This window comes from Kribbella sp. NPDC058693 (assembly GCF_042715335.1).
GTDB lineage: Bacteria > Actinomycetota > Actinomycetes > Propionibacteriales > Kribbellaceae > Kribbella > Kribbella jiaozuonensis.
This window is the reverse complement of sequence record NZ_JBHXSQ010000006.1, coordinates 1-20,774: the sequence shown is the minus strand read 5'-3', so window position 1 is coordinate 20,774 and position 20,774 is coordinate 1. Positions and strand designations below refer to the sequence as shown.

At 69.4% G+C, this 20,774-nt stretch carries 21 protein-coding genes; 16 read left to right on the top strand and 5 right to left on the bottom strand.

Annotated features, from left to right (window positions below; translation table 11 throughout):
- Positions 1 to 2: 2 nt before the first annotated feature.
- Genes alaS through ACFWUU_RS37215 form a run of 6 tightly spaced genes read left to right on the top strand, consistent with a single transcriptional unit; the run spans position 3 to position 7,764 of the window.
- Complete coding sequence (gene alaS / locus ACFWUU_RS37240) at positions 3 to 2,672, top strand: alanine--tRNA ligase (protein ID WP_380182938.1); 2,670 nt, start codon at positions 3 to 5, stop codon at positions 2,670 to 2,672.
- A gap of 16 nt (positions 2,673 to 2,688) precedes the next feature.
- Positions 2,689 to 3,138: a Holliday junction resolvase RuvX gene (ruvX, locus tag ACFWUU_RS37235; protein ID WP_380182936.1), complete on the top strand. Its 450-nt coding sequence runs from the start codon at positions 2,689 to 2,691 to the stop codon at positions 3,136 to 3,138.
- A gap of 11 nt (positions 3,139 to 3,149) precedes the next feature.
- The gene (gene mltG / locus ACFWUU_RS37230) at positions 3,150 to 4,337 is read left to right on the top strand and encodes an endolytic transglycosylase MltG (protein ID WP_380182934.1); all 1,188 of its coding nucleotides are present in this window, start codon (positions 3,150 to 3,152) and stop codon (positions 4,335 to 4,337) included.
- A 1-nt stretch (position 4,338) separates the two neighbouring features.
- Positions 4,339 to 5,163, top strand: coding sequence for a shikimate dehydrogenase (locus tag ACFWUU_RS37225; protein ID WP_380182932.1), 825 nt, complete (start codon positions 4,339 to 4,341; stop codon positions 5,161 to 5,163).
- On the top strand, positions 5,150 to 6,718 hold the full coding sequence (locus ACFWUU_RS37220) for an FAD-binding protein (RefSeq protein ID WP_380182930.1): 1,569 nt from the start codon (positions 5,150 to 5,152) through the stop codon (positions 6,716 to 6,718). The genes ACFWUU_RS37225 and ACFWUU_RS37220 overlap by 14 nt, the downstream gene beginning before the upstream one ends.
- A 14-nt stretch (positions 6,719 to 6,732) precedes the next feature.
- A complete protein-coding gene (locus tag ACFWUU_RS37215; RefSeq protein WP_380182928.1) occupies positions 6,733 to 7,764 on the top strand; it encodes a DUF2330 domain-containing protein in 1,032 nt (343 codons plus the stop codon).
- On the opposite strand, the gene ACFWUU_RS37210 is transcribed toward ACFWUU_RS37215, so the two are convergent.
- Positions 7,757 to 8,209 (bottom strand): hypothetical protein, encoded by a 453-nt coding sequence (locus ACFWUU_RS37210; protein WP_380182926.1) that lies wholly within the window; start codon positions 8,207 to 8,209, stop codon positions 7,757 to 7,759. The genes ACFWUU_RS37215 and ACFWUU_RS37210 overlap by 8 nt on opposite strands.
- A gap of 98 nt (positions 8,210 to 8,307) precedes the next feature.
- On the opposite strand from ACFWUU_RS37210, the gene ACFWUU_RS37205 reads away from it, so the two are divergent.
- Complete coding sequence (locus ACFWUU_RS37205) at positions 8,308 to 9,015, top strand: prepilin peptidase (protein WP_380182924.1); 708 nt, start codon at positions 8,308 to 8,310, stop codon at positions 9,013 to 9,015.
- Positions 9,016 to 9,103: 88 nt separating this feature from the next.
- The gene (locus ACFWUU_RS37200) at positions 9,104 to 10,687 is read left to right on the top strand and encodes an FAD-dependent oxidoreductase (RefSeq protein ID WP_380182922.1); all 1,584 of its coding nucleotides are present in this window, start codon (positions 9,104 to 9,106) and stop codon (positions 10,685 to 10,687) included.
- Here the strand turns inward: ACFWUU_RS37200 and ACFWUU_RS37195 are convergent, their stop codons facing one another.
- Positions 10,688 to 11,803: an ADP-ribosylglycohydrolase family protein gene (locus ACFWUU_RS37195; RefSeq protein ID WP_137257512.1), complete on the bottom strand. Its 1,116-nt coding sequence runs from the start codon at positions 11,801 to 11,803 to the stop codon at positions 10,688 to 10,690.
- 122 nt (positions 11,804 to 11,925) lie between these two features.
- Between ACFWUU_RS37195 and ACFWUU_RS37190 the strand changes: the two genes are divergently transcribed.
- The 7 genes from ACFWUU_RS37190 to ACFWUU_RS37160 all read left to right on the top strand — a co-directional run bounded on the left by ACFWUU_RS37190 (position 11,926) and on the right by ACFWUU_RS37160 (position 17,558).
- Complete coding sequence (locus ACFWUU_RS37190) at positions 11,926 to 12,126, top strand: hypothetical protein (RefSeq protein WP_137257511.1); 201 nt, start codon at positions 11,926 to 11,928, stop codon at positions 12,124 to 12,126.
- Between the two features lie 49 nt (positions 12,127 to 12,175).
- Positions 12,176 to 13,375 (top strand): chorismate synthase, encoded by a 1,200-nt coding sequence (gene aroC, locus ACFWUU_RS37185; protein WP_137257510.1) that lies wholly within the window; start codon positions 12,176 to 12,178, stop codon positions 13,373 to 13,375.
- On the top strand, positions 13,372 to 13,872 hold the full coding sequence (locus tag ACFWUU_RS37180) for a shikimate kinase (protein ID WP_137257509.1): 501 nt from the start codon (positions 13,372 to 13,374) through the stop codon (positions 13,870 to 13,872). The genes aroC and ACFWUU_RS37180 overlap by 4 nt, the downstream gene beginning before the upstream one ends.
- Positions 13,869 to 14,969 carry a 3-dehydroquinate synthase gene (aroB, locus tag ACFWUU_RS37175; RefSeq protein ID WP_137257508.1) on the top strand — a complete coding sequence of 367 codons (1,101 nt, stop codon included), beginning with the start codon at positions 13,869 to 13,871 and terminating at the stop codon, positions 14,967 to 14,969. Before ACFWUU_RS37180 ends, aroB begins: the two co-directional genes overlap by 4 nt.
- A gap of 72 nt (positions 14,970 to 15,041) precedes the next feature.
- Complete coding sequence (locus ACFWUU_RS37170; RefSeq protein WP_137257507.1) at positions 15,042 to 16,124, top strand: Gfo/Idh/MocA family protein; 1,083 nt, start codon at positions 15,042 to 15,044, stop codon at positions 16,122 to 16,124.
- Positions 16,125 to 16,154: 30 nt separating this feature from the next.
- Positions 16,155 to 16,592 carry a type II 3-dehydroquinate dehydratase gene (gene aroQ / locus ACFWUU_RS37165; protein ID WP_137257902.1) on the top strand — a complete coding sequence of 146 codons (438 nt, stop codon included), beginning with the start codon at positions 16,155 to 16,157 and terminating at the stop codon, positions 16,590 to 16,592.
- A 282-nt stretch (positions 16,593 to 16,874) separates the two neighbouring features.
- Positions 16,875 to 17,558 carry a response regulator transcription factor gene (locus ACFWUU_RS37160; protein ID WP_137257506.1) on the top strand — a complete coding sequence of 228 codons (684 nt, stop codon included), beginning with the start codon at positions 16,875 to 16,877 and terminating at the stop codon, positions 17,556 to 17,558.
- Positions 17,559 to 17,829: 271 nt separating this feature from the next.
- Here ACFWUU_RS37160 and ACFWUU_RS37155 read toward each other — a convergent pair whose 3' ends face one another.
- Positions 17,830 to 18,210 (bottom strand): NAD(P)-dependent oxidoreductase, encoded by a 381-nt coding sequence (locus tag ACFWUU_RS37155; RefSeq protein WP_233715008.1) that lies wholly within the window; start codon positions 18,208 to 18,210, stop codon positions 17,830 to 17,832.
- A gap of 1 nt (position 18,211) precedes the next feature.
- Positions 18,212 to 19,117 carry an EamA family transporter gene (locus ACFWUU_RS37150; RefSeq protein WP_137257505.1) on the bottom strand — a complete coding sequence of 302 codons (906 nt, stop codon included), beginning with the start codon at positions 19,115 to 19,117 and terminating at the stop codon, positions 18,212 to 18,214.
- Between the two features lie 73 nt (positions 19,118 to 19,190).
- Here ACFWUU_RS37150 and ACFWUU_RS37145 point away from each other — a divergent pair, with 73 nt between their 5' ends.
- A complete protein-coding gene (locus ACFWUU_RS37145; protein WP_137257504.1) occupies positions 19,191 to 19,688 on the top strand; it encodes a MarR family winged helix-turn-helix transcriptional regulator in 498 nt (165 codons plus the stop codon).
- On the opposite strand, the gene ACFWUU_RS37140 is transcribed toward ACFWUU_RS37145, so the two are convergent.
- Positions 19,685 to 20,533, bottom strand: coding sequence for a hypothetical protein (locus ACFWUU_RS37140; RefSeq protein ID WP_380182920.1), 849 nt, complete (start codon positions 20,531 to 20,533; stop codon positions 19,685 to 19,687). The two genes, ACFWUU_RS37145 and ACFWUU_RS37140, sit on opposite strands and share 4 nt — an antisense overlap.
- Positions 20,534 to 20,774 lie beyond the last annotated feature (241 nt).

The following is a 20,774-nucleotide window of genomic DNA, read 5'->3' as shown; positions in this document are numbered from 1 at the left end:
CCATGGAAACCAGTGAGATCAGGCGACGGTTCCTGCAGTACTTCGAGGACCGGGGCCACACCGTGGTGCCGAGTGCCCCGCTACCGTCGCCGGACCCGAACCTGCTGTTCAACGTCGCCGGCATGGCGCAGTTCGTCCCGTACTTCGTCGGCCAGCAGACCCCGCCGTACGACCGGGCCACCAGCGTGCAGAAGTGTGTCCGGACGCTCGACATCGAAGAGGTCGGCAAGACCACCCGGCACGGCACGTTCTTCCAGATGAACGGCAACTTCTCCTTCGGCGACTACTTCAAGGAGAAGGCCATCGAGTACGCCTGGGAGCTGGTCACCAAGCCCCAGAACGAAGGCGGCTACGGCTTCGACGAGTCGGTCCTCTACGCCTCGGTGTACTACGACGACGACGAGGCCATCGCCCTCTGGAAGCGGATCGCCGGCCTGCCCGACGACCGGATCGTCCGGCTGGGGATGAAGGACAACTTCTGGTCGATGGGCATCCCGGGTCCGTGCGGCCCGTGCTCGGAGATCCTGATCGACCGCGGCCCCGAGTTCGGCGCGGACCGGGACTGGGAGGCGGGCGACCGCTACCTGGAGTTCTGGAACCTGGTCTTCATGCAGAACATCCGCGGTGAGGGTGGCGGCAAGGAGGGCTACCCGATCCTCGGCGAGCTGCCGAAGAAGAACATCGACACCGGTCTCGGCCTGGAGCGGGTCGCGTACCTGCTGCAGGGCGTCGACAACATGTACGAGATCGACGAGATCTACCCGGTGATCGAGCGGGCGTCCGAGCTCAGCGGCCGCAAGTACGGCGTCGAGCACGTCGACGACGTCCGGTTCCGCGTGGTCGCCGACCACGTCCGCAGCGCGCTGATGCTGATCGGCGACGGCGTCACCCCGGGCAACGAGCAGGGCGGCTACGTACTGCGTCGCCTGCTCCGCCGCGCGATCCGTTCGATGCGGCTGCTCGGCTACGAGGACCCGAGCCTGGTCGAGCTGCTGCCGACGAGCCTCGAGCAGATGAAGAAGTCGTACCCGGAGCTGGAGGCCGACTTCGGCCGGATCAGCCAGGTCGCGTACGCCGAGGAGGAGGCGTTCCGCCGTACTCTCACGGCCGGGACGAGCATCTTCGACGTGGCGGTCAAGGAGACCAAGGCGGGCGGCGCGCACCAACTCGAGGGCGCGAAGGCGTTCCAGCTGCACGACACGTACGGCTTCCCGATCGACCTGACCATCGAGATGGCGGCCGAGCAGGGCCTGAACGTCGACACCGAGGGCTTCCGGTCCTTGATGAAGGAGCAGCGCGAGCGGGCCAAGGCAGACGCCCGGGCGAAGAAGGCCGGTCACGCCGACACCTCCGGTTACCGTGAGCTGCGCGAGAAGGGCGTCACGGAATTCACCGGGTACCAGGAGCTCTCCAGCGACTCGCAGGTGCGCGGTCTGCTCCGGGAGGGTGCGATCGCGCCGTTCGCCGAGCAGGGCGAGACCGTCGAGGTCGTGCTGGAGAAGACCCCGTTCTACGCCGAGTCCGGTGGCCAGATCGCGGACGAGGGCCTGATCCTCGGCGACGGCCTGAAGCTGAAGGTCCTCGACGTGCAGCGCCCGGTCAAGGGCCTGATCGTGCACAAGGTCGAGATCCTCGAAGGCGTACTGCGTCCGGGCGAGGACGTGCACGCCGCGGTCGACCACGAGTGGCGGGTCTCGGCCTGCCAGGCGCACTCCGGTACGCACGTCGTGCACGCCGCGCTGCGCCAGGTGCTCGGCCCGAACGCGTTGCAGAGCGGTTCGTACAACAAGCCCGGTTACCTGCGGCTCGACTTCGCCTGGTCGTCGGCGCTGGACCCGTCGACCCGCTCGGAGATCGAGGAGGTCGCGAACCTCGCCGTACGGCAGGACCTCCCGGTGTCGGCGCAGTACATGACGCTGCCGGAGGCGCGGGAGTGGGGTGCGCTGGCGCTGTTCGGCGAGACGTACGACGAGCAGGTCCGCGTGGTCGAGATCGGCGGCCCGTGGTCGCGTGAGCTCTGTGGTGGCACGCACGTGAAGCACTCGTCGCAGGTCGGCGCGGTGACGGTGACGGGCGAGTCCTCGGTCGGCGCCGGCGTACGGCGGATCGAGGCGTTCGTCGGCATGGAGGCGCTGCACTACCTCGGCCGCGAGCGCGCGCTGGTCCGGCTGCTCAGCGAGAACCTGAAGACCCGGCCGGAGGAGCTGCCGGCCAAGGTCGCCGACCTGGCCGAGCGGCTGCGCACGGCCGAGAAGGAGCTCGAGCGGGTCCGGGCCGCCCAGGTCCTCGAGGCTGCGGGCGAGCTGGCGAAGAACCCGCGCGACGTCTTCGGCGTCCAGTACGTCGGACACCGTGCACCCGACGGCGTCAACGGCGGCGACCTGCGCAAGCTGGCGCTGGACATCCGCGGCCGGATGGCGAGCGACAAGCCCGCCGTGGTCGCCGTACTGAGTGTGAACGACGGCAAGCCCGGTGTGGTGATCGCGCTCAACGACCTCGCCCGCGAGTGGCGGCTCAAGGCGGGTGACCTGGTCCGGGTCGCGGCCGAGAAGCTCGGCGGTCGCGGCGGTGGCAAGGACGATGTCGCGCAGGGTGGCGGCACCGACCCGGCCGGCGCCGACGAGGCGCTGGCGGCGGTCGAGCACACCGTCGGCCACCTCGTCACCGGCTGATCGAGGACAGTTGCAGATGAGACGTGGCGTGCGGATCGCGCTCGATATCGGCGATGCCCGGATCGGCGTCGCCAGCAGCGATCCGCACGGAATCCTGGCCACGCCTGTGGAAACCGTCCGGCGTGGGCCCGGTGATCTGGATAGGATCGCCGCACTCGCCGCCGAACTGGAGGCGGTCGAGATCGTGGTCGGGTTGCCGCGCTCCCTGTCCGGGGGCGAGGGACCGGCCGCGGTGAAGATCCGGGAGACGGCGGCACAGGTGCTGGACAAGGTGCGTGAGGGGACGACGATGCGGCTGGTGGACGAGCGGTTCACCACCGTCACCGCCGAACGCATGCTGCGGGAACGGGGAAAGAAGGGCTCCAAGCGGCGCGCCGTGGTCGACCAGGCCGCGGCGGTCGTGATTCTGCAACATGCGCTCGACCTCGAGCGCGAGACCGGCAACCCACCCGGGAGGCCCCTGTGAACGGACCATCGGTGGACCAAGACGTGAACGAGGGTGAGGAGCAGGCCGACGATCTCGGCAGCGGTCTCGGCCTACGCGCCGAGACCCGCGTCGAGCGGCGCGCCAACCGGCGCCGGGCCCGCAGCCGCCGGGCGTTCGGCTGCTTCGCCGGTCTGATCTCGCTGATCGTCGTCGGTGCGATCGTGGCCGGCGCCGTCGTCGGCTTCGGCAAGGGCAAGGACGCGCTCGAGGGCGTGTTCTCCGCGCCCGACTACACCGGCGAGGGCACGGGATCCGTGCAGGTCGAGATCTCCAAGGGGCAGTCGAGCTCGTCGATCGCCGACACCCTGGAGAAGAAGGAGGTCGTCAAGAGCGCCCGCGCGTTCGAGCGTGCGGCCCGCGACGACCCGCGGTCGCTGCAGATCCAGGCCGCGACCTACACCCTGCGCAAGCACATGTCGGCCAAGGCCGCCCTGGCGCTGATGATGAACACGGCCGAGTCGATCAAGGTGATGCGGGTCAGCGTCCCGTCCGGGGAGACCAAGGGCGAGGTCGCGGTGATCCTGCAGACCAAGCTCAAGCTTCCCGCCGGCCAGGCCGCGAACGCGATCAACCACCCGGCCTCGCTCGGCCTGCCGGCGTACGCGAACGGCAACCCCGAAGGCTTCCTCTACCCGGCGACGTACGACGTGCCGAAGAACGCGAACGCGACCGTCATGCTCAAGCTGATGACCGCGAAGTACGCGTCGATCGCCAAGGATCTGAACCTGGTCCAGGCCGCGCAGCACAAGAAGCTGGACCCGTACCAGGCGGTCATCGTCGCCAGCATCATCGGCGCCGAGACCAACAAGCAGGCCGACTACGCCAAGGTCGCGCGGGTGATCTACAACCGGCTGTCCGCCGGGATGTACCTGGGAATGGACTCGACGGTGCACTACGTGGTCGGCAAGGACGGCGGCGTGTACACGACGCCTGAGCAGCGCAAGAACCCCTCGCCGTACAACACGTACAACCACAAGGGACTGCCGCCGAGCCCGATCAACTCGCCGACCCGGGACCAGCTGAGCGCCGCGCTCAACCCGGCAGTGGGCTCATGGAAGTACTTCACGCTGGTCAACCTGGACACCGGCGAGACCGCGTTCGCCACCACGTTCGCGGAACACCAGGTCAACGTGGCGAAGCTGCAGACCTGGTGCCAGGCGCACAAGGGCCGGTGCTGAGTTGACCCGTTGTGCCGTGCTCGGTTCGCCGATTGCGCATTCGCTGTCGCCGGCCATGCACCGGGCCGCGTACGCCGCACTCGGGCTGGACTGGCGGTACGACGCCTTCGAGGTCGAAGAGGATGAGCTCCGGGCCTTCGTGGCGTCGCTTGGTGAGGACGTCCGCGGGCTGTCGTTGACGATGCCGCTGAAGCGCGTCGCGCTCGATCTCGTCGACACGGTCGACCCGGTCGCGCAGCTCATCGGCGCAGCGAACACGATGCTGTTCGAGCCCGACGGATCGCGGTCCGCGCACAACACCGACGTACCCGGGCTGGTGAACGCGTTCGCCGAGCAGGGCATCACAGCGGCCGAGACAGCCGTCGTGATCGGTGGCGGTGCGACGGCCGCGTCGACCTTGGCGGCCTTGCGTGGCATGAAGGTCAGCGAGGTGACCGTCGTCGTCCGGGACGTTTCGAAGGCCGAGCGGTTGCTGGATCTGGCCGCGGAGCTCGGCCTCCGGACGTCGGTCGCGGACTTCACGCAGGTGGAGCAGATCGGCGGCTTCGACCTGTGCGTGTCGACGCTGCCCGGCGGCGCGGTCGACCCGTGGGCCGAGCACTTCGCCGCGGTGGCGCCGGTGGTGTTCGACGTCGCGTACCACCCCTGGCCGACCAAGCTCGCGATCGCGGCGCACCGGATCGGTACAGAGCTGTTGAACGGACTTGATCTACTCGTGCATCAGGCGACCCTCCAGGTGGAGATGATGACGGGTAGGTCGCCGGCTCCTCTGGCGGCCATGAGGTCGGCCGCGCGTGAGGAGTTGGGGGATCGTGAGCCTGCTTGACCGCCGTACCGTACTGAAGGCCGGTAGTGCCGCAGCAGCTGTCGCACTGACTGGGTGCGGCGACACGAAGGACAACGCCGGCGGTACGACGAGTCCGTCGCAGACGCCGACCACGTCCGCGCCGAGCACCACCGCTCCCACCACAACAGCTCCGAGTAGCTCGGCTGCGTCGACGACCGCGACCCCGAGCAGCACCCCGACCAGCTCAGCGCCGACCGGCCCCTCGACCGCGCCGAACTGGAACGCCTTCTCCCGTTCGCTGACCGGCAAGGTCTACCTGGCCTCGACCTCCGGGTACGCCGCCGCGCACCAGCTGTTCAACCCGCGCTGGGACAGCGTCCGCCCGACCGCCGTGGTGAAAGCAGCGAACCCGGCCGATGTGCAGAAGGCGATCAACTTCGCCCGCACCAACAAGCTCGTACTCGTGCCGAAGAGCGGCGGCCACTCGTACGTCGGCGCGTCCACGATCGCGAACGGGATGCAGCTCGACGTCGGCGGGCTGAAGACTATGAGCTACTCGAACGGCATCCTGACCGTCGGCGCCGGAGCCCGCCTGTACGACGTCCACGCGTTCCTCGACCGGTACGGGCGCTCGCTGCCGACCGGGACCTGTCCGACCGTCGGCGTCGCCGGTCTCACGCTCGGCGGCGGGATGGGGATCCACACCCGCACGTACGGGCTGACCTGCGACCGGGTCGTGTCGATGGGCGTGTTCACCGCGGACGGCAAGTCGCACAACGTCAGCGCGACCGTCGAGCCGGACCTGTTCTGGGCGTTGCGCGGCAGCGGTGGCGGGAACCTCGGCGTGGTCACGTCGTTCCGGTTCTCCACGATCCCGGCGACCAAGCTCGGGTTCTTCCGGCTGACCTGGCCCGAGTCGCAAGCGGCGGCCGTCGTCCGCGGCTGGCAGAAGTTCGCCCAGACCGCGCCGACGACGGCGTGGGGCAACCTGCACATTGATGCCCAGAGCAACGGAACGCTGTCGATCCACGTGCTCGGCGTCTCCACCACCGGCAACGCCAACGCGGCGGCCGCGCAGCTGGAGTCGTTCGTCGGAGCGAAGGCTTCGGCGCGGACCATCAGCGTCAAGACGCACATGGAAGCGGTGAAGTACCTCGGCGGCGGTACGACGAGTCCGCGGCAGGGCTTCCTCGCGGGTTCCGACGTACTCAAGGGCGCGATGGACGCGGCGACGATCACCGCGCTGCTCGGTGCGGTGAAGGCGGCCGCGCGGGCGAAGACACCTGCGTCGGCGATCCTCGACCCGCTCGGCGGACAGGCCGCGAAGCAGCCGGCCGGCGGGGCCTCGTGGCCGTGGCGCAGCGCGCTCGGCGTGATCCAGTGGTACTCGTCCGCGCAGGGCACGACCGCGCAGACCTTCATCACGAACGGTCACCGCGCCGTGCGGACGGCCTCGGCCGGTGCCTACGTCAACTACCTCGAGGCCGGCCGGGCAGTGAGCTCGTACTACGGCGGCAGCTCGGCCAAGCTGCAGGCCGCGAAGAAGAAGTTCGACCCGTCCAACTTCTTCCACACGCCGTACACCCTCGTCTAGCTAGTGTTCCGCCAGTGAAGCTTTGGCGGGTGGTGGCTGGTGTCCTGGCGGTCGGATTCATCGCGGCCGGGGTGACACCTGCCTGGGCGTGCGCATGCGGTGGCTACCTCCCGGACGCGCAGTCGCGGGCCCGCGCGTACGGCGAGAACGCGCTGGTGCAGCACGCCGGCGGCACCGAGAAGATCACGCTCTCGATGGCGATCAACGGCTTGTCGAAGAAGGCGGCCTGGATCATGCCGGTCCCGGCGGCCGCGAAGGTCGAGCTCGGCGACGACCAGCTCTTCTACCGGCTCGACCAATTGACACGGCCGAAGATCGTCTACAAGAAGACGTACTGGCCGTTCCGCGACCTCGGGATCATGGGCAACGCCCGCGACTCCGCGGGGGCGGCGGCGCCGGCATCCGGGGTGAACGTCCGACAGCAGATGGTCCTCGGCCCGTTCGCGGTCACGCGGCTCACCGGCTCGACCGGTACGGCGGTCACGGACTGGCTGCGGACGAACGGGTATGTCGTACCGGCCACGCTGGCCGCGAACCTCACGCCGTACCTGACCGAGAAGTGGGAGATCGTGGCGGTGAAGCTCGCGCCGAAGCGGGACGGCGAGAGCCTCACCGGAGCGACCCCGCCGCTACGGCTCACGTTCGCGTCGGAGCGGATCGTTTACCCGATGCGGCTGAGCAAGGGCGCGACGACGTCCCAGACCGTCACGGTGTACGTCGCGGCCGAGCACCGGGTCGACGCGACGAAGCTGCCGGATGCCGCGGTGAAGCCCGAGTTGCTGTTCGCCGGCCGGGTCGAGGACGATGCGCTGACGACGCCGGCCACCTTCCTGACCGCGTACACGGCGACGTACAGGGAGCCGAGCCGGATCACCGACGACTTCACGTTCGCGCCGGCCGCGACCGACGCGGAGTACCAGCGCGTCGAGGTCGTCACCGAGAACGACGGCTTCTGGAGCACGCTCGGCGTGATCTTCGGCGGTCTGCTCCTGATCGGCACCGGCGCGGCCGTCATCGCCCGCGTGCTGGTTCGCAGGTCTAGCTGACGAAGTCGAGCTTGTGCTCGTGGCCGGCGAACGTGAACGTGTCGCCGGCGTGCAAGCCCTCGATGGCCGCGTAGATCGGGGCGTCGGCCGCGATCCCCTCGTACGTCGCGCCGTCGCACTCGAAGGCCGCCGCCACCACGCCCACGACGTACCGATCGCCGTCGAACCCGATGATCGCTCCCGGCGCGACCTCGCTGCGCGGGCCGAAATCGAGCTTCTCGATCTGGCTGCGGATGCCCGCCTGCCGCTGCTCCCTGCCCTCGAACAGCCCGCCGAGGTCACCGGCCTGGGAGGCCTGCGACTGGTCGTCGACCGAGAACGACGAGTCCTGGTCCAGCTTCGCGGCCGAATCCTCCCGCGCCACGTCACCCTGGGCCGCCCGGAGATCCGCCTCGACCTGCCGCAGCAACGCGTCCTTGACCCGGCCCTTGTCCACGGCGTTCATCGGCAGTCCTTCCAGAGATGACCTTTCCATCACACTGCCACACTCTTGTCCACAGGGCTCCCGAAGTCGGGCCGCGGAATCGTCTAGGCTCCTGGATCGTGCCGGCTGACAACGCAGTGCTCGCCGCGGGGATCGGTGTGATCCTCTGCGGCCCCGCTGCGGCCGTCCTCGGCCCCTGGCTGATGCGCACCATCCCCGAGCCGGTGCTGGAAGAGGGCGAGACCAAGGTCCCGTACGCATCGGTGGCCGGACGGCGGGCGGCGTACTGGTGCGGTGGGCTGGCGGCGGTCGCCGGGGGACTGCTGGGCTGGATGCTCGGGCTGGACGCCGTACTGCCCGCATGGCTGGTGCTCGCGGTCGCCGGCGCGGTGCTCGGGTACATCGACGCGCGGACGCGGTTCCTGCCCTCGGTCATCATCTGGCCGACGTACGCCGTGGTCGCGGCGGGATTGCTGGCCGCTGCGGTGGCGACGGGGGAGTGGGGATCGTTGCGCCGGGCAGTGATCGCCGGTGCGATCGGGTTCGCGGTGTTCTACGTGCTGTGGTTCGCGTTCCCGCGCGGCGTCGGCTTCGGCGACGTACGGCTGTCGGGGCTGCTCGGGCTCGCGCTCGGCTGGTTGGGCTGGGGACAGTTCGCCTCGGGGTTGTACGGCGGGTTCTTCCTCGGCGCGATCGTCGGGATCGTGCTGATCGCCGCGCGGGTGATGACGCGCAAGCAGATGGTCCCGTTCGGGCCGTTCATGCTGGTCGGCGCGCTGGCCGGCGTACTGCTCGGGGCGCCACTGGAGCGGTTGTACGCCGGATAGGTGATCCCCGCACTCCACCAGATGGTTGATGTGCGGACACAGCCCGCCTTCCTAGGGTCGAAGCATTCGAACTCTCGGGAGGGAATCAATGCCAGTCAGTCGTCGTGGTCTTCTGGCCGGGACCGCAGTTGCGGGTGCGGCTCTTGCCGTCCCCGGTACTGCGTCCGCCGCCGTGGCCACCACCGCCCTCAGCGACAAGATCGGCCCGAACGACGCGCGGTACCAGGACCTGGTCCAGCGCGGGCAGAACCGCCGGTTCATCGGCAAACCGCAGTACGCACGAGTGATCCGATCGACCGAGGACGCCGTCGCGGCTGTTCAGGAGGCGGTCCGCAGCGGCAAGCGGATCGCGGTCCGCGGCGGTGGACACTGCTTCGAGGACTTCGTCGACAGCAGCGATATCGAGGTCGTGCTGGACATGTCGACGAACAACGACATCGGTTGGGATCCGAAGTACCGCGCGTTCTCGGTCGGCTCCGGCGCGATCCTGGAGAACCTCTACAAGGAGCTGTTCTTCGGCTGGGGCCTGACCGTGCCGGCCGGCGGCTGCCTCGGCGTCGGTGTCGGCGGCCACTTCGCCGGTGGCGGGTACGGTCCGCTCTCGCGCAAGTACGGCTCGGTCGTCGACCACCTGTACGGCATGGAGGTCGTGGTCGTCGACGCCCGCGGCCGGGCCCGCACCGTGGTCGCGACCCGCGACAACGAGCACCGGGACCTGTGGTGGGCGCACGCCGGTGGCGGCGGCGGGAACTTCGGCGTCGTGGTCCGGTACCTGCTGCGCAGCAGCGGCGCGACCGGCCGGACGCCGGCGGAATCGTTGCCCAAGGCACCGGCCGCGCTGCGCTCCACGGTGCTGGTGTACGACTGGTCGAAGACCACCCAGGCCGACTTCGTCCGCACGATGCGGAACTGGTTCACGTTCTTCGAACAGCACAACACGCCGGACTCGCCGTACGCGACGCTCTACGCGCCGTTCGTGATCACCCAGAAGCAGGCGGGACAGTTCCTGCTCTCGACCCAGATCGACGCCGCCGCGCCGAATTCGGAACAGTTGATGAACGCGTTCAACGCCGCGATCACGGCCGGCGTACAGGCCGAGCCGCAGACGGTCGACCTGGGCGTCGGCCCGTTCCTGCACCTGACGATGCAGCGCTCGATCGGCGAGACGGCGACGCCGTCCCGCGGCAAGTACAAGGCGGCGTACCTGAAGAAGGGTTACACCGACGAGCAGATCGTTGCGATGTACAACGGGCTCACCGACCCGGACTACAACGGGCCGGAGTCGTCGATCCTGCTCGTCCCGTACGGCGGCAAGGTGAACACCGTCCCGTCGAACGCCACCGCCGCCGCGCAGCGGGACGTGGTCTGCAAGATGGTGCTCACCGCGTCCTGGGAGTCCGCCGCCGACGACGCGATGCACCTCGCCTGGGCACGCAAGGTGTACGGCGACATCTACCGCGAGACCGGCGGCGCCCCGGTGCCGAACGCGACCAACGCCGGCTCGTACATCAACTACCCGGACGTGGATCTGGCCGACCCGGCGTACAACAAGTCCGGCGTGCCGTGGCACGAGCTGTACTACCTGGGCAACTACCCGCGGCTGCAGCAGATCAAGACGAAGTGGGACCCGCGCAACGTGTTCCACCACAAGCTCTCGATCGAGCCGCTGTAGTCACCAGCCCGGGTAGCGGGTGGTCCAGGTCGTGTGCGGGCCGTAGTCGCCGTGCAGGCGCTTGCCCTGGATGAACTCCAGGGCGAAGTCGTCAGCGAGCTGAAGGATGACCGGGCGGCCCTCGACGGTGAAGACGAGCTCTGCGGGGAGAGCCGTCTCGCCGTGGAGGGCGCCGAGGATGTTGCCGCAGATCGCGCCGGTGGAGTCGCTGTCGCCGGAGTGGGTGACGGCGAGTGCGAGCGCGTCGAGGAACTGCTCGGGTTCGGGGTAGGCGAGGGCCGCGAAGACCGCGATCGCGAGCGCCTCCTCGGCGACCCACCCGCCGCCGAGGCGCTCGACCGTGACCGGTCCGGCCGGTGCGGTCGCGGCCAGGAGTCGCGCGAACGTGAGCGCCGTACTGGTCTCCTCGTGGCCGTCGTGCTGCTTGAGCAGGTCGGTCGCGCGTGAGAGTGCATCGTCGAGGCCGGCGCCGTTGCACAGCTCGTGGATGATCGCGGCAAGAGTGCCGGAGGCAAGCTTGCCGGTCGGATGCCCGTGCGTGTATCCGGCGGCAGCCGCGGCCGAGTCGAAGATCCAGTCGGTCGGGAAGTACTCCGGCAGCAGCCCCAGCGGCGCGACCCGCATCACCCCGCCGCACCCCTTCGAGTCGTTCACCGCCTCCGCGCCGAACTGCGGGATCCGCGCCTCGCCCTTGCGGGCCTCGGTCAGCGCGGACAGGCAGGTGTTGCCCGGCGCACGACGCGCGTACAGCCACTGCTCACCCTGCAACCAGCCATCCCGCTCACCACTCGGCGCGGCCATCGTCTGCGTGTCCAGCCACCGGTCGTACGCGTGCTGTACGACGGCCACCGTGAACCCGAGCCCGCGATCCGTCCGTACGCCGGCCCGGATCAGTCCCTCGACCGTGAACAGCGTCATCTGGGTGTCATCGGTGATCGTCCCCGCCGGCCACCCGTCGCCTCCAGGGAGGAACGCCCGTACGCCGTCCGGGTGCTTCGCGACGATCGACCGACCGTCCTCGAACTCCACCGGACCGCCCAGCGCATCCCCGATCGCACCGCCCAGCAAGCACCCGCGCACCCGCGCCCGCCACGTCTCCGCACCCTGCCGACTCATGCCAGGACCCTATCGGGGGTGGTGTTTCCGCTACCCCAAGACGGGTTCCAGGGCCAGTTCACCCGGCGTTCCCAACTTCTACGGTCGTTGATATAAGGAACCACCGTTCAAGGGAGCATCTGATGACCCCCGCATTCCGTCGTACCGCCGGGCGCCTGGCCGTGGCGGCGCTCGCCACCACCGCGCTGGCCGGCGCCGCGATCGCCGGCGGTCAAGCAGCCGGCGCGTCCACCAGCTGCGACGAGTCCCCGATCATCAAGACCTTCGACGTGGTCCTCTCCGTCCGCGACGGCCTCACCCAGGACACCCAGACCTGCCGCTGAGTCTGAGACCACTGTCTGACTGTTGGGACCGGCGTGAAAGAATCCTGGCATGCTGCGCTGGCTTACCGCCGGCGAGTCGCACGGACAAGCGCTCGTCGCCGTACTTGAAGGTCTTCCCGCCGGGGTCGAGGTCACGACTGATGACGTGGCCGACGCCCTCGCTCGTCGGCGGCTCGGCTACGGCCGGGGTGCCCGGATGAAGTTCGAGCGGGACGAGGTGACGTTCCTCGGCGGTTTCCGGCACGGGCTGACGCTCGGGAGCCCGGTCGCGATCCAGGTCGGCAACACCGAGTGGCCGAAGTGGGAGCAGGTGATGAGCGCGGATCCGGTCGACGCGGAGACGCTCGCCGGGCTCGCGCGGAACGCCCCGCTGACGCGCCCGCGGCCCGGCCACGCCGACCTGGCCGGCATGCAGAAGTACGGGTTCGACGAGGCCCGCCCGGTGCTCGAGCGCGCCAGCGCCCGCGAGACCGCGGCCCGCGTCGCCCTCGGCGAGGTGGCGGCCCGCTTCCTCCGCCAGTCGTACGGCGTGACGATCGTCAGCCACGTCGTCGAGCTCGGCACCGTCAAGGCGCCGTACGGCGTGATCCCGTCGTACGCCGATGTCGCGAAGCTGGACGCCGATCCGGTCCGCTGCCTCGACCCGGACGCGAGCAAGCAGATGGTCGCGGAGATCGACGCCGCGCAGAAGGCCGGTGACACGCTCGGCGGTGTGGTCGAGGTCGTCGTCGACGGTCTTCCGCCGGGACTCGGCAGCTACGTGCACTGGGACCGGCGGCTCGACTCCAAGCTGGCCGGTGCGCTGATGGGCATCCAGGCGATCAAGGGCGTCGAGCTCGGCGACGGGTTCGAGCTCGCGCGGACGCCAGGTTCGAAGGCGCACGACGAGATCGTCGCCGAGGACGGTGCGGTACGCCGTACCAGCGGCCGCTCGGGTGGCACCGAGGGTGGCATGAGCACGGGCGAGACGCTCCGGGTCCGCGCCGCGATGAAGCCGATCGCGACCGTCCCGCGGGCACTGCGGACGATCGACACGTCAACCGGCGAGGCCGCGTCCGCGCATCACCAGCGGTCGGACGTCTGCGCCGTACCGGCCGCGGGGATAGTCGCCGAGGCGATGGTCGCGCTGGTGCTGGCCGAGGTCTCGCTGGAGAAGTTCGGCGGCGACTCGGTGACCGAGACCGCGCGCAACCACCAGTCGTACCTGGCGAACCTGCCGACCACGATCGCCCCGCGGGAGTGGGAGTGAGCCCGGTCGTCGTTCTGGTCGGGCCGCCGGGATCGGGTAAGTCCACGATCGCGGCGCTGCTGGCCGAGCGGCTGAAGGCGACCCACCGCGACACCGACACCGATATCGAAGCCGTTGCCGGCAAGCCGATCTCCGAGATCTTCGTCGACGAGGGCGAACCGCACTTCCGCGAACTGGAGCGGGCCGCGATCGTCGCAGCGCTGAAGGACGACGGCGAGGTGCTGTCGCTCGGCGGCGGCGCGATCCTGGATCCGGCGACGCGCGCGGATCTGGCCGGCCACACCGTCGTCTATCTCGACGTGAGCCTCGGCGAGGCCTCCAAGCGGGTCGGCATGAGCGTCGCCCGGCCGCTGCTGCTCGGCAACGTCCGCACCCAGCTCCGCAACCTGATGGAAGCGCGTCGCCCTTTGTACGCCGAGGTCGCCAAGCTGACCGTCATGACCGACGACAAGACCCCCGACGAGATCGCCGAGCAAATCCTGGAGCACCTCGCATGACCGACGGCCCGACCAGGATCCGGGTTGCCGCGGCCGCGCCGTACGACGTTGTCATCGGCAACAACTTGCTCGGCGAACTGCCGGTGCTGCTGGGCGACGGGGTGCAGCGGGTTGCCGTCATCCACCCGCGGGCGCTGCGCGAGACCGGCGACGCGATCCGCGACGACCTGACCGCCTCCGGGTTCACCGCGCACGCGATCGAGATCCCGGACGCGGAGGAGGCCAAGACCGCCGAGGTGCTGGCGTACTGCTGGTCCGTGCTCGGTCAGGCCGGCTTCACCCGCTCGGACGCGATCGTGAGCGTCGGCGGCGGTACGACGACCGACCTCGCCGGCTTCGTCGCGGCGACCTGGTTGCGCGGCGTCAAGGTCGTGCACATCCCGACCACCCTGCTCGGCATGGTCGACGCGGCCGTCGGCGGCAAGACCGGCATCAACACCGCCGAAGGCAAGAATCTGGTCGGCGCGTTCTGGGAGCCGGCCGGTGTCCTCTGCGACCTGGCCGCTCTCGAGACCCTGCCGCCGAACGATTACGTCAGCGGCCTCGCCGAGGTCGTGAAGTGCGGGTTCATCGCCGATCCGGTGATCCTGGACCTCGTCGAGAAGGACCCGGCCGCGGCGAAGAGCCCGTCGTACGGCGCGACCGAGGAGCTGATCGCCCGCTCGATCCAGGTGAAGGCCGACACGGTCGGCGCCGACCTGCGGGAGCGGACCACGACCGTCGGCGGGCAGATCGGCCGCGAGGCGCTGAACTACGGGCACACGCTCGGGCACGCCATCGAGCGCGTCGAGCGGTACAAGTGGCGCCACGGTGCCGCGATCAGCATCGGCATGGTGTTCGTCGCCGAACTCGCCCGCGCTGCCGGCCGCCTCGACGACGCGACCGCCGACCGGCACCGCGCCGTACTCGAGTCGCTCGGCCTTCCGGTCAGCTATCGCGCGGACGCGTGGCCGCACCTGCAGGACGCGATGAAGCTCGACAAGAAGACCCGCGCGGACCGGCTCCGCTTCGTCATCCTCGACGGCCTCGCCAAGCCGACGATCCTCGAGGCGCCGGACCCGAGTCTGCTCATCGCGGCGTACGGCGAGCTCAGCTAGCCGACACCCGTCGCCTTGTGGCGACGCCGGTGCGATGTGAGGATGGAAAGCCCCTCGGAAAGGGCTTTCCATATGACCAAGCAGAGGATAGCGATCGTCGGTACGGGCGGGATTGCCGGCTCGCACGCCCGGGCGGTGACCGCGCTGGCGGAGCGGGCCGAGCTGGTTGCGGCGGTCGACGTCGACCTGGATCGAGCCAAGGAATTCGCCGCCAAGTGGAACATCCCGGCGACGTACCCGAGCCTGACCGACCTCCTCGCGGCGGACCGGGTCGACCTCGTCCACCTGTGTACGCCGCCGAACTCGCACGTCCCGCTCGCCGTCGAGTGCCTGGCGTCGGACGTCGACGTGTACATGGAGAAGCCGCCGACGCTGTCGCTGGATGAGTTCGACAAGCTGGTCGCGGCGGAGGAGAAGTCGTCGGCGCAGGTCGCCTGCGTGTTCCAGCACCGCTTCGGATCGGGTGCCGTCCGGCTGCGCCAGTTGCTCGAAGACGGCGTACTCGGCCGGCCGTTGGTTGCCCTGTGCAACACCGTGTGGTACCGCGACGACGCGTACTTCGATGTGCCGTGGCGCGGGACCTTCGACGTCGAGGGCGGTGGGCCGACGATGGGACACGGCATCCATCAATATGACCTGCTGCTGTCGATCCTCGGGCCGTGGGAGAAGGTGACCGCGCTCGCGGCCCGTCAGGCGCGTCCGACGCAGACCGAGGACGTCTCGCTGGCGCTGGTGACGTTCGAGAACGGCGCCGTCGCATCGGTCGTCAACTCGCTGGTGTCCGCCCGCCAGACCTCCCAGCTCCGCTTCGACTGCCAGAACGCGACCGTCGAGCTGGAACACCTGTACGGCTACAAGAGCCCTGACTGGAGGATCACGCCGGCGCCCGGCCACGAGGAGATCGCCGACGCCTGGTCCGCGGACCTCCCCGACGTACCGAGCGGCCACACCGCCCAACTCGCCGCGATCCTGGACGCCAAGGCTGCTGGTGCGCCGACCCCGGTCACGCTCGCCGAGGCCCGCAACACGCTCGAACTAGCTGCGGCGATCTACGCCTCAGCGTTCACCGACAAGCCGATCCGCCGCGGTGAACTCGCCCACGGCACGCCGTACGCCGAACGCATGGGCGGCCCTGGTGCGCCCTGGAGTGCCTAGGTCGCCGCTAGGGTGAGGTGCGTGACGGATGTGAGCAGGCGGGTGCTGGTGCTGAACGGTCCGAACCTCGGGCGCCTGGGCTCCCGCGAGCCGGAGAAGTACGGGACCACGACGTTCGCCGAGCTGGTCGGGGTGTGCGAGAAGACCGGCGCCGAGCTCGGCTTCGAGGTCGAGGTACGGCAGACCGACGACGAGGCGGAGCTGGTCGGCTGGCTGCACGAGGCGGCCGACGACCGGACTCCCGTCGTACTGAACCCCGCCGCGTTCACGCACTACTCGTACGCCCTGCGCGATGCGATCGCCCAGCGGACGGCTCCGTTGATCGAGATCCACCTCACCAACCCCGCCACCCGCGAGGAGTTCCGGCACACCAGCGTCGTCGCGGGCGTGGCGACCGGGACCATCGCCGGCTTCGGCCTCGACTCCTACCGGCTCGCGCTCCGGGCACTCACCAGCCTCGATTCCTGAATCACTCACAACCAACCTGCCCTTTCGGGCATCAAGTGGTTGTGGGCAGATTTCGACCCGCCGACCGGGCACAGTTCGCAAGCCGACGGCCAAGAGATCCGGGTGAGACGCCGGTGAAACGCCGGTGCGTCACCCTAGGCGTTGGGTCGTGACACCGGCTGTCACCGGTCCGAAAGGCCGGCCGGCCGGACGCACGATCGGGAGGAAATCGACGACTTGGGGGTTCGTGTGACTACGGATTCGATCCGTTCCGTTCAACAACGCTCTGGGGGAGTGGCAGGTATGACGAGTACGAATGGGCAGAACCACCGTATTCCGGTCTGGGTGAAGGCCCTGGACCCGTTGTCGCAGTTCGGGCTGGTGCACGCGCTCCGGCAGCGGCCCGAGATCAGCTTGATCAACGACACCGACCTGGCGGCCCTGCTGCCCGGCGTGTCCGGGGACCAGCGCACCGCCCCGCCAGTGGTTGCGTTGATCGCCGTCGACTCGCTGGACGCCGGCGCGGTTCAGGTACTGCGGGCCGCAACCCAGCGCGGTTGCCGCCGGACCGTGCTGATCGGCAGCACGATCGACGACGACGCGCTGATGACCGCGGTCGAACTGGGGGTGTCCGGCGTACTGCGCCGTACCGAGGCGACCGCTGACCGGATCGTGCACCTGGTGCAGGCTGCCGCTGCCGGGGACGGCAGCCTGCCACCAGATCTCTTGGGCCGGTTGCTGGGACAGGTGTCACGCATGCAGCGGCAGGTGCTGGCACCACGGGGGCTGTCCCACACCGGTCTGTCCGACCGCGAGACGCAGGTACTGCGGCTGGTGGCCGACGGCAAGGACACGCAAGAGATCGCCCGTGAGCTGTCCTACTCGGAGCGGACGGTGAAGAACGTCCTGCACGACGTGACGAGCCGGCTCCAGCTGAAGAACCGCTCACACGCCGTCGCGTACGCACTGCGCGAGGGCCTCATCTGAAACACCTCTAGACAGCCGGTCCCTCGCTCAGCAGCGAGGGACCGGCTGTCTAGTACCCGACGGTGAAGCGCTGCCGGACATGCTCCGCACGCTCGGCTTCGTCGACCAGGGCGATCGCGAAGTCCTCCATCGAGATCGTCGAGCCGCCCTCCGCATCGGTCACCAGATGGTCATAGCCCTTCCGATAGCTTCCGGTCCGGTCGCCAGGCTCGAGTAGCGCGGGCGGGCTCACGTACGTCCAATCCAAGCCGTCAGCGGCCCGCACAACGTCCTACTGCTCGTTGCAGGCCAGGGCGATCGGGCGCAGGTCCACCGGGAAGCCCGGCGAGTCGACCAACTGCACCTCTGTACCCGGAACGATCAGACTCGCTGCACCGCCGACCAGGATCAGCCGTACGCCGCTGCCGCGCAGACCGATCAACAATCCCTTGGCTGCAGCGACGAGTTCAGCTTCTTGACCTTCGCGGGGCCGGGTCGCGCTGATCACCACGTCGTGGCCGGCACTCAGGCGAGCGACGTCGTCCGGGTCCGCAGCGTCGCCACGCACCGGACCCGAGCGGCCGACACTCGTGACTTGGTGGCCGCGGGCAACTGCTTCCCGGGTGACTCGACTGCCGACGGCGCCGGCTGCACCCCAGATCAGGATTCGCATGTCACCGCTCCCCAGCTGCGACGAGGACAGGAGCTTCCGCTGCAGGCGTTGGCCGCACCTTCCGACGTACCTGGGCGGTGACGAGGGCACCGAGGACGATCAGACCGCCGATGGCCTGCCAGACCGACAGGTGCTGGTCCAGCACCAGCCAGCCGAGTGTCGTCGCCGTCACCGGGCTGAGCAGCCCCAGGAACGTCACCTCGGTCGGAGCGAGCTCACGGAGTCCGCGGAACCACAGTGCATACGCGACTGCCGACCCGAAGAGCGCCAGGTAGGAGTAGCCGGCGAGGTTCCGCAGGGTGAAGTCAGGGAGCGCGCCTTCGACCAGGAAGGCCACCGGCAGCAGCACGAGTCCACCAGCAACCAGTTGCCACCCGGTGGTCGCCAGCAGGGGAGCGGGGGACGTCCAGCGCTTGCTGAGTACGACGCCGAACGCCATGACGATCGCACCGCCGACAGCCGCGAGTACACCCAACATGTCGAGTTGCGCGGTCGCCCGCAGTACCAGCAGGCCGACGCCGAACACGCCCGCGATGGCCGTGAGGACAGTGCGCAGAGACAGCCGCTGCCGGAGCAGACCGGCCGACAGTACTGCGACCAGCAGCGGCTGGATCGCGCCGACTGTCGCGGCCACGCCACCGGGGAGCCGGTACGCGCCGACGAAGAGCAGAGCGTTGAAGGAACCGATGTTGAGTGTGCCGAGGACCAGCGAGCGCCACCACCAGCTGCCGCTCGGCAGCACCCGGGTGATGGCGACCAGCAGAAGACCGGCCGGCAGCGACCGGAGCAGCGCGGCCAGCAGCGGTCGATGAGGTGGGAGGAACTCGGTCGTGACCAGATAGGTCGTGCCCCAGAGCAGCGGCGTGATCGCCGTGACCAGAAGAAGAGAGACTCGATTGCTTAGCACTAAGATAAAGTATCTCAGCGCTAAGCTACTTGCAATCCCTCAGCGCTAAGCAATTCGGCAGTAGGCTGGGTGGATGGCAGATCACGTCGACCTGGTGCTCGAGCAGTGGCGGGCGCGGCGGCCGGATATCGATGCGTCGCCGATGGGGGTCATCGGCCGGCTGAGCCGGCTCAGTGCGCTGTTCGACGCCGAGCTGCGGCGGAACTTCGCCAAGTACGAGCTGGACCGCGCGTCGTTCGACGTACTGGCGACGCTGCGGCGCAGCAACGCCGAGCACAGCCTGACGCCGGCCGGGCTGATGCACTCGTCGATGGTGACGTCAGGGGCGATCAGTCAGCGGCTGGATCGGCTGGAGTCTCGCGGACTGGTGACGCGCGCGCCCAGCGAGACCGACGGCCGCGGCGTACAGGTGACGCTGACGGCCAAGGGGCTGAAGCTGATCGACAAGGTGCTGCCGACGCACGTCGACACCGAGGCGCAGCTCCTCGCCGGCCTGTCGACCGCGGAACGCGATCAGCTGGCCGGTCTGCTCCGGACCTTGCTGGAATCCCTTGGAGACAAGCGGGACTAGCTAGGCGTCGTCCCCGGGCGTGGTGCGTTGCGGACGGTCTGCCAGAGCTCGTCGATGTCGGACCGGTCCTCCGGCTCGGGCTTGTCGACCCAGCCGCTGGCCCACTCGTTCTCCTCGCGGTCGTCGAGGTTGAAGATCGACTCGGCGAAGGCGGCGGAGCCGACGTACCGGTTGTCGTCCTCGTCCGGCTCGTCCTCGTCCGTGCTGCGGGGCGCCGTCTTCGGGGCGACCAGCGAGCGGGCGTACTGCTGCGCCTCGAGGATGCCCAGCTCGCGCTGCTCGCCGAGCAGCCGGATCGCGCCGACCTCGTTGTTCGCGCCCATCAGCTTCCGGACCTGGGCGTCCAGGTCCTGGTTCGACGTCGGCAGGTGGCTCTGCTGCGGACGATGCGCCGGCGGCTGGTACGCGTTCGGGGCGTACTGCGGGGGCTGGAACTGAGCGGGCGGCTGGTACATCCCGGTCGTCGGGTACTGCGCGGACCCGCCGGGCAACTGTGCCGCCTGGCCCGGGGAGGTCCGCTCGCCCAGGTGACGCGGCTGCCGGCCGTTCTGCATCAGCTGCTCCAGCGCGGCCGCGACCTGCTGGCTGCCCGGCGCGCTCCCGGTCTGCACCGGGAAGGTGGACTGCTGGCCCTGAACAGGTGCCGGCGGACCGCCCTGGGCCGCCTGGGTGTACTGGCCCTGGAACTGCGTCGGCTGGTTGCCGCCCTGCTGGGCCTGGATCCGCTCGACCAGCGCCTGGACGCGCGGACTCACCTTCGCGTTGCCGCGGTCGGACTTCTGCTTGGCCTTGTTGATCAGGCTCACGACGATCATCACCACGATGAAGATGACGAATCCGGTCATCGCAGGCCTCCTCCCGTGGACGGTCTGGCTCCAGCGTAGTGCGCCCCGGGTGCGCGAGTCGGAGGAAACCGGCAGTGACCGCTACAATCGCTTGCGAGAGTGCGCCCGAGGCCCCAGCGCCTACTGCGCGGCACTCGGCCCGGCACCTCGCCGCACGGGTGCAAAGGCCACGATGCTCCGCATCGAGACCTTCGCCCCCGCGCGCCGATGCACCGCACCGAGCACCTGCTCGCTACGGCGC

Bases quoted from the DNA above. Each gene is read 5' to 3' on its own strand.
- aroC (WP_137257510.1), top strand. From the start codon at position 12,176: ATGCTGCGCTGGCTTACCGCCGGCGAGTCGCACGGACAAGCGCTCGTC.
- ACFWUU_RS37200 (WP_380182922.1), top strand. From the start codon at position 9,104: ATGCCAGTCAGTCGTCGTGGTCTTCTGGCCGGGACCGCAGTTGCGGGT.
- ACFWUU_RS37155 (WP_233715008.1), bottom strand. From the start codon at position 18,210: ATGCGAATCCTGATCTGGGGTGCAGCCGGCGCCGTCGGCAGTCGAGTC.
- ACFWUU_RS37195 (WP_137257512.1), bottom strand. From the start codon at position 11,803: ATGAGTCGGCAGGGTGCGGAGACGTGGCGGGCGCGGGTGCGCGGGTGC.
- ACFWUU_RS37170 (WP_137257507.1), top strand. From the start codon at position 15,042: ATGACCAAGCAGAGGATAGCGATCGTCGGTACGGGCGGGATTGCCGGC.
- ACFWUU_RS37160 (WP_137257506.1), top strand. From the start codon at position 16,875: ATGACGAGTACGAATGGGCAGAACCACCGTATTCCGGTCTGGGTGAAG.
- ruvX (WP_380182936.1), top strand. From the start codon at position 2,689: ATGAGACGTGGCGTGCGGATCGCGCTCGATATCGGCGATGCCCGGATC.
- aroB (WP_137257508.1), top strand. From the start codon at position 13,869: ATGACCGACGGCCCGACCAGGATCCGGGTTGCCGCGGCCGCGCCGTAC.
- ACFWUU_RS37145 (WP_137257504.1), top strand. From the start codon at position 19,191: ATGGCAGATCACGTCGACCTGGTGCTCGAGCAGTGGCGGGCGCGGCGG.
- ACFWUU_RS37140 (WP_380182920.1), bottom strand. From the start codon at position 20,533: ATGACCGGATTCGTCATCTTCATCGTGGTGATGATCGTCGTGAGCCTG.
- ACFWUU_RS37210 (WP_380182926.1), bottom strand. From the start codon at position 8,209: ATGAACGCCGTGGACAAGGGCCGGGTCAAGGACGCGTTGCTGCGGCAG.
- ACFWUU_RS37190 (WP_137257511.1), top strand. From the start codon at position 11,926: ATGACCCCCGCATTCCGTCGTACCGCCGGGCGCCTGGCCGTGGCGGCG.
- alaS (WP_380182938.1), top strand. From the start codon at position 3: ATGGAAACCAGTGAGATCAGGCGACGGTTCCTGCAGTACTTCGAGGAC.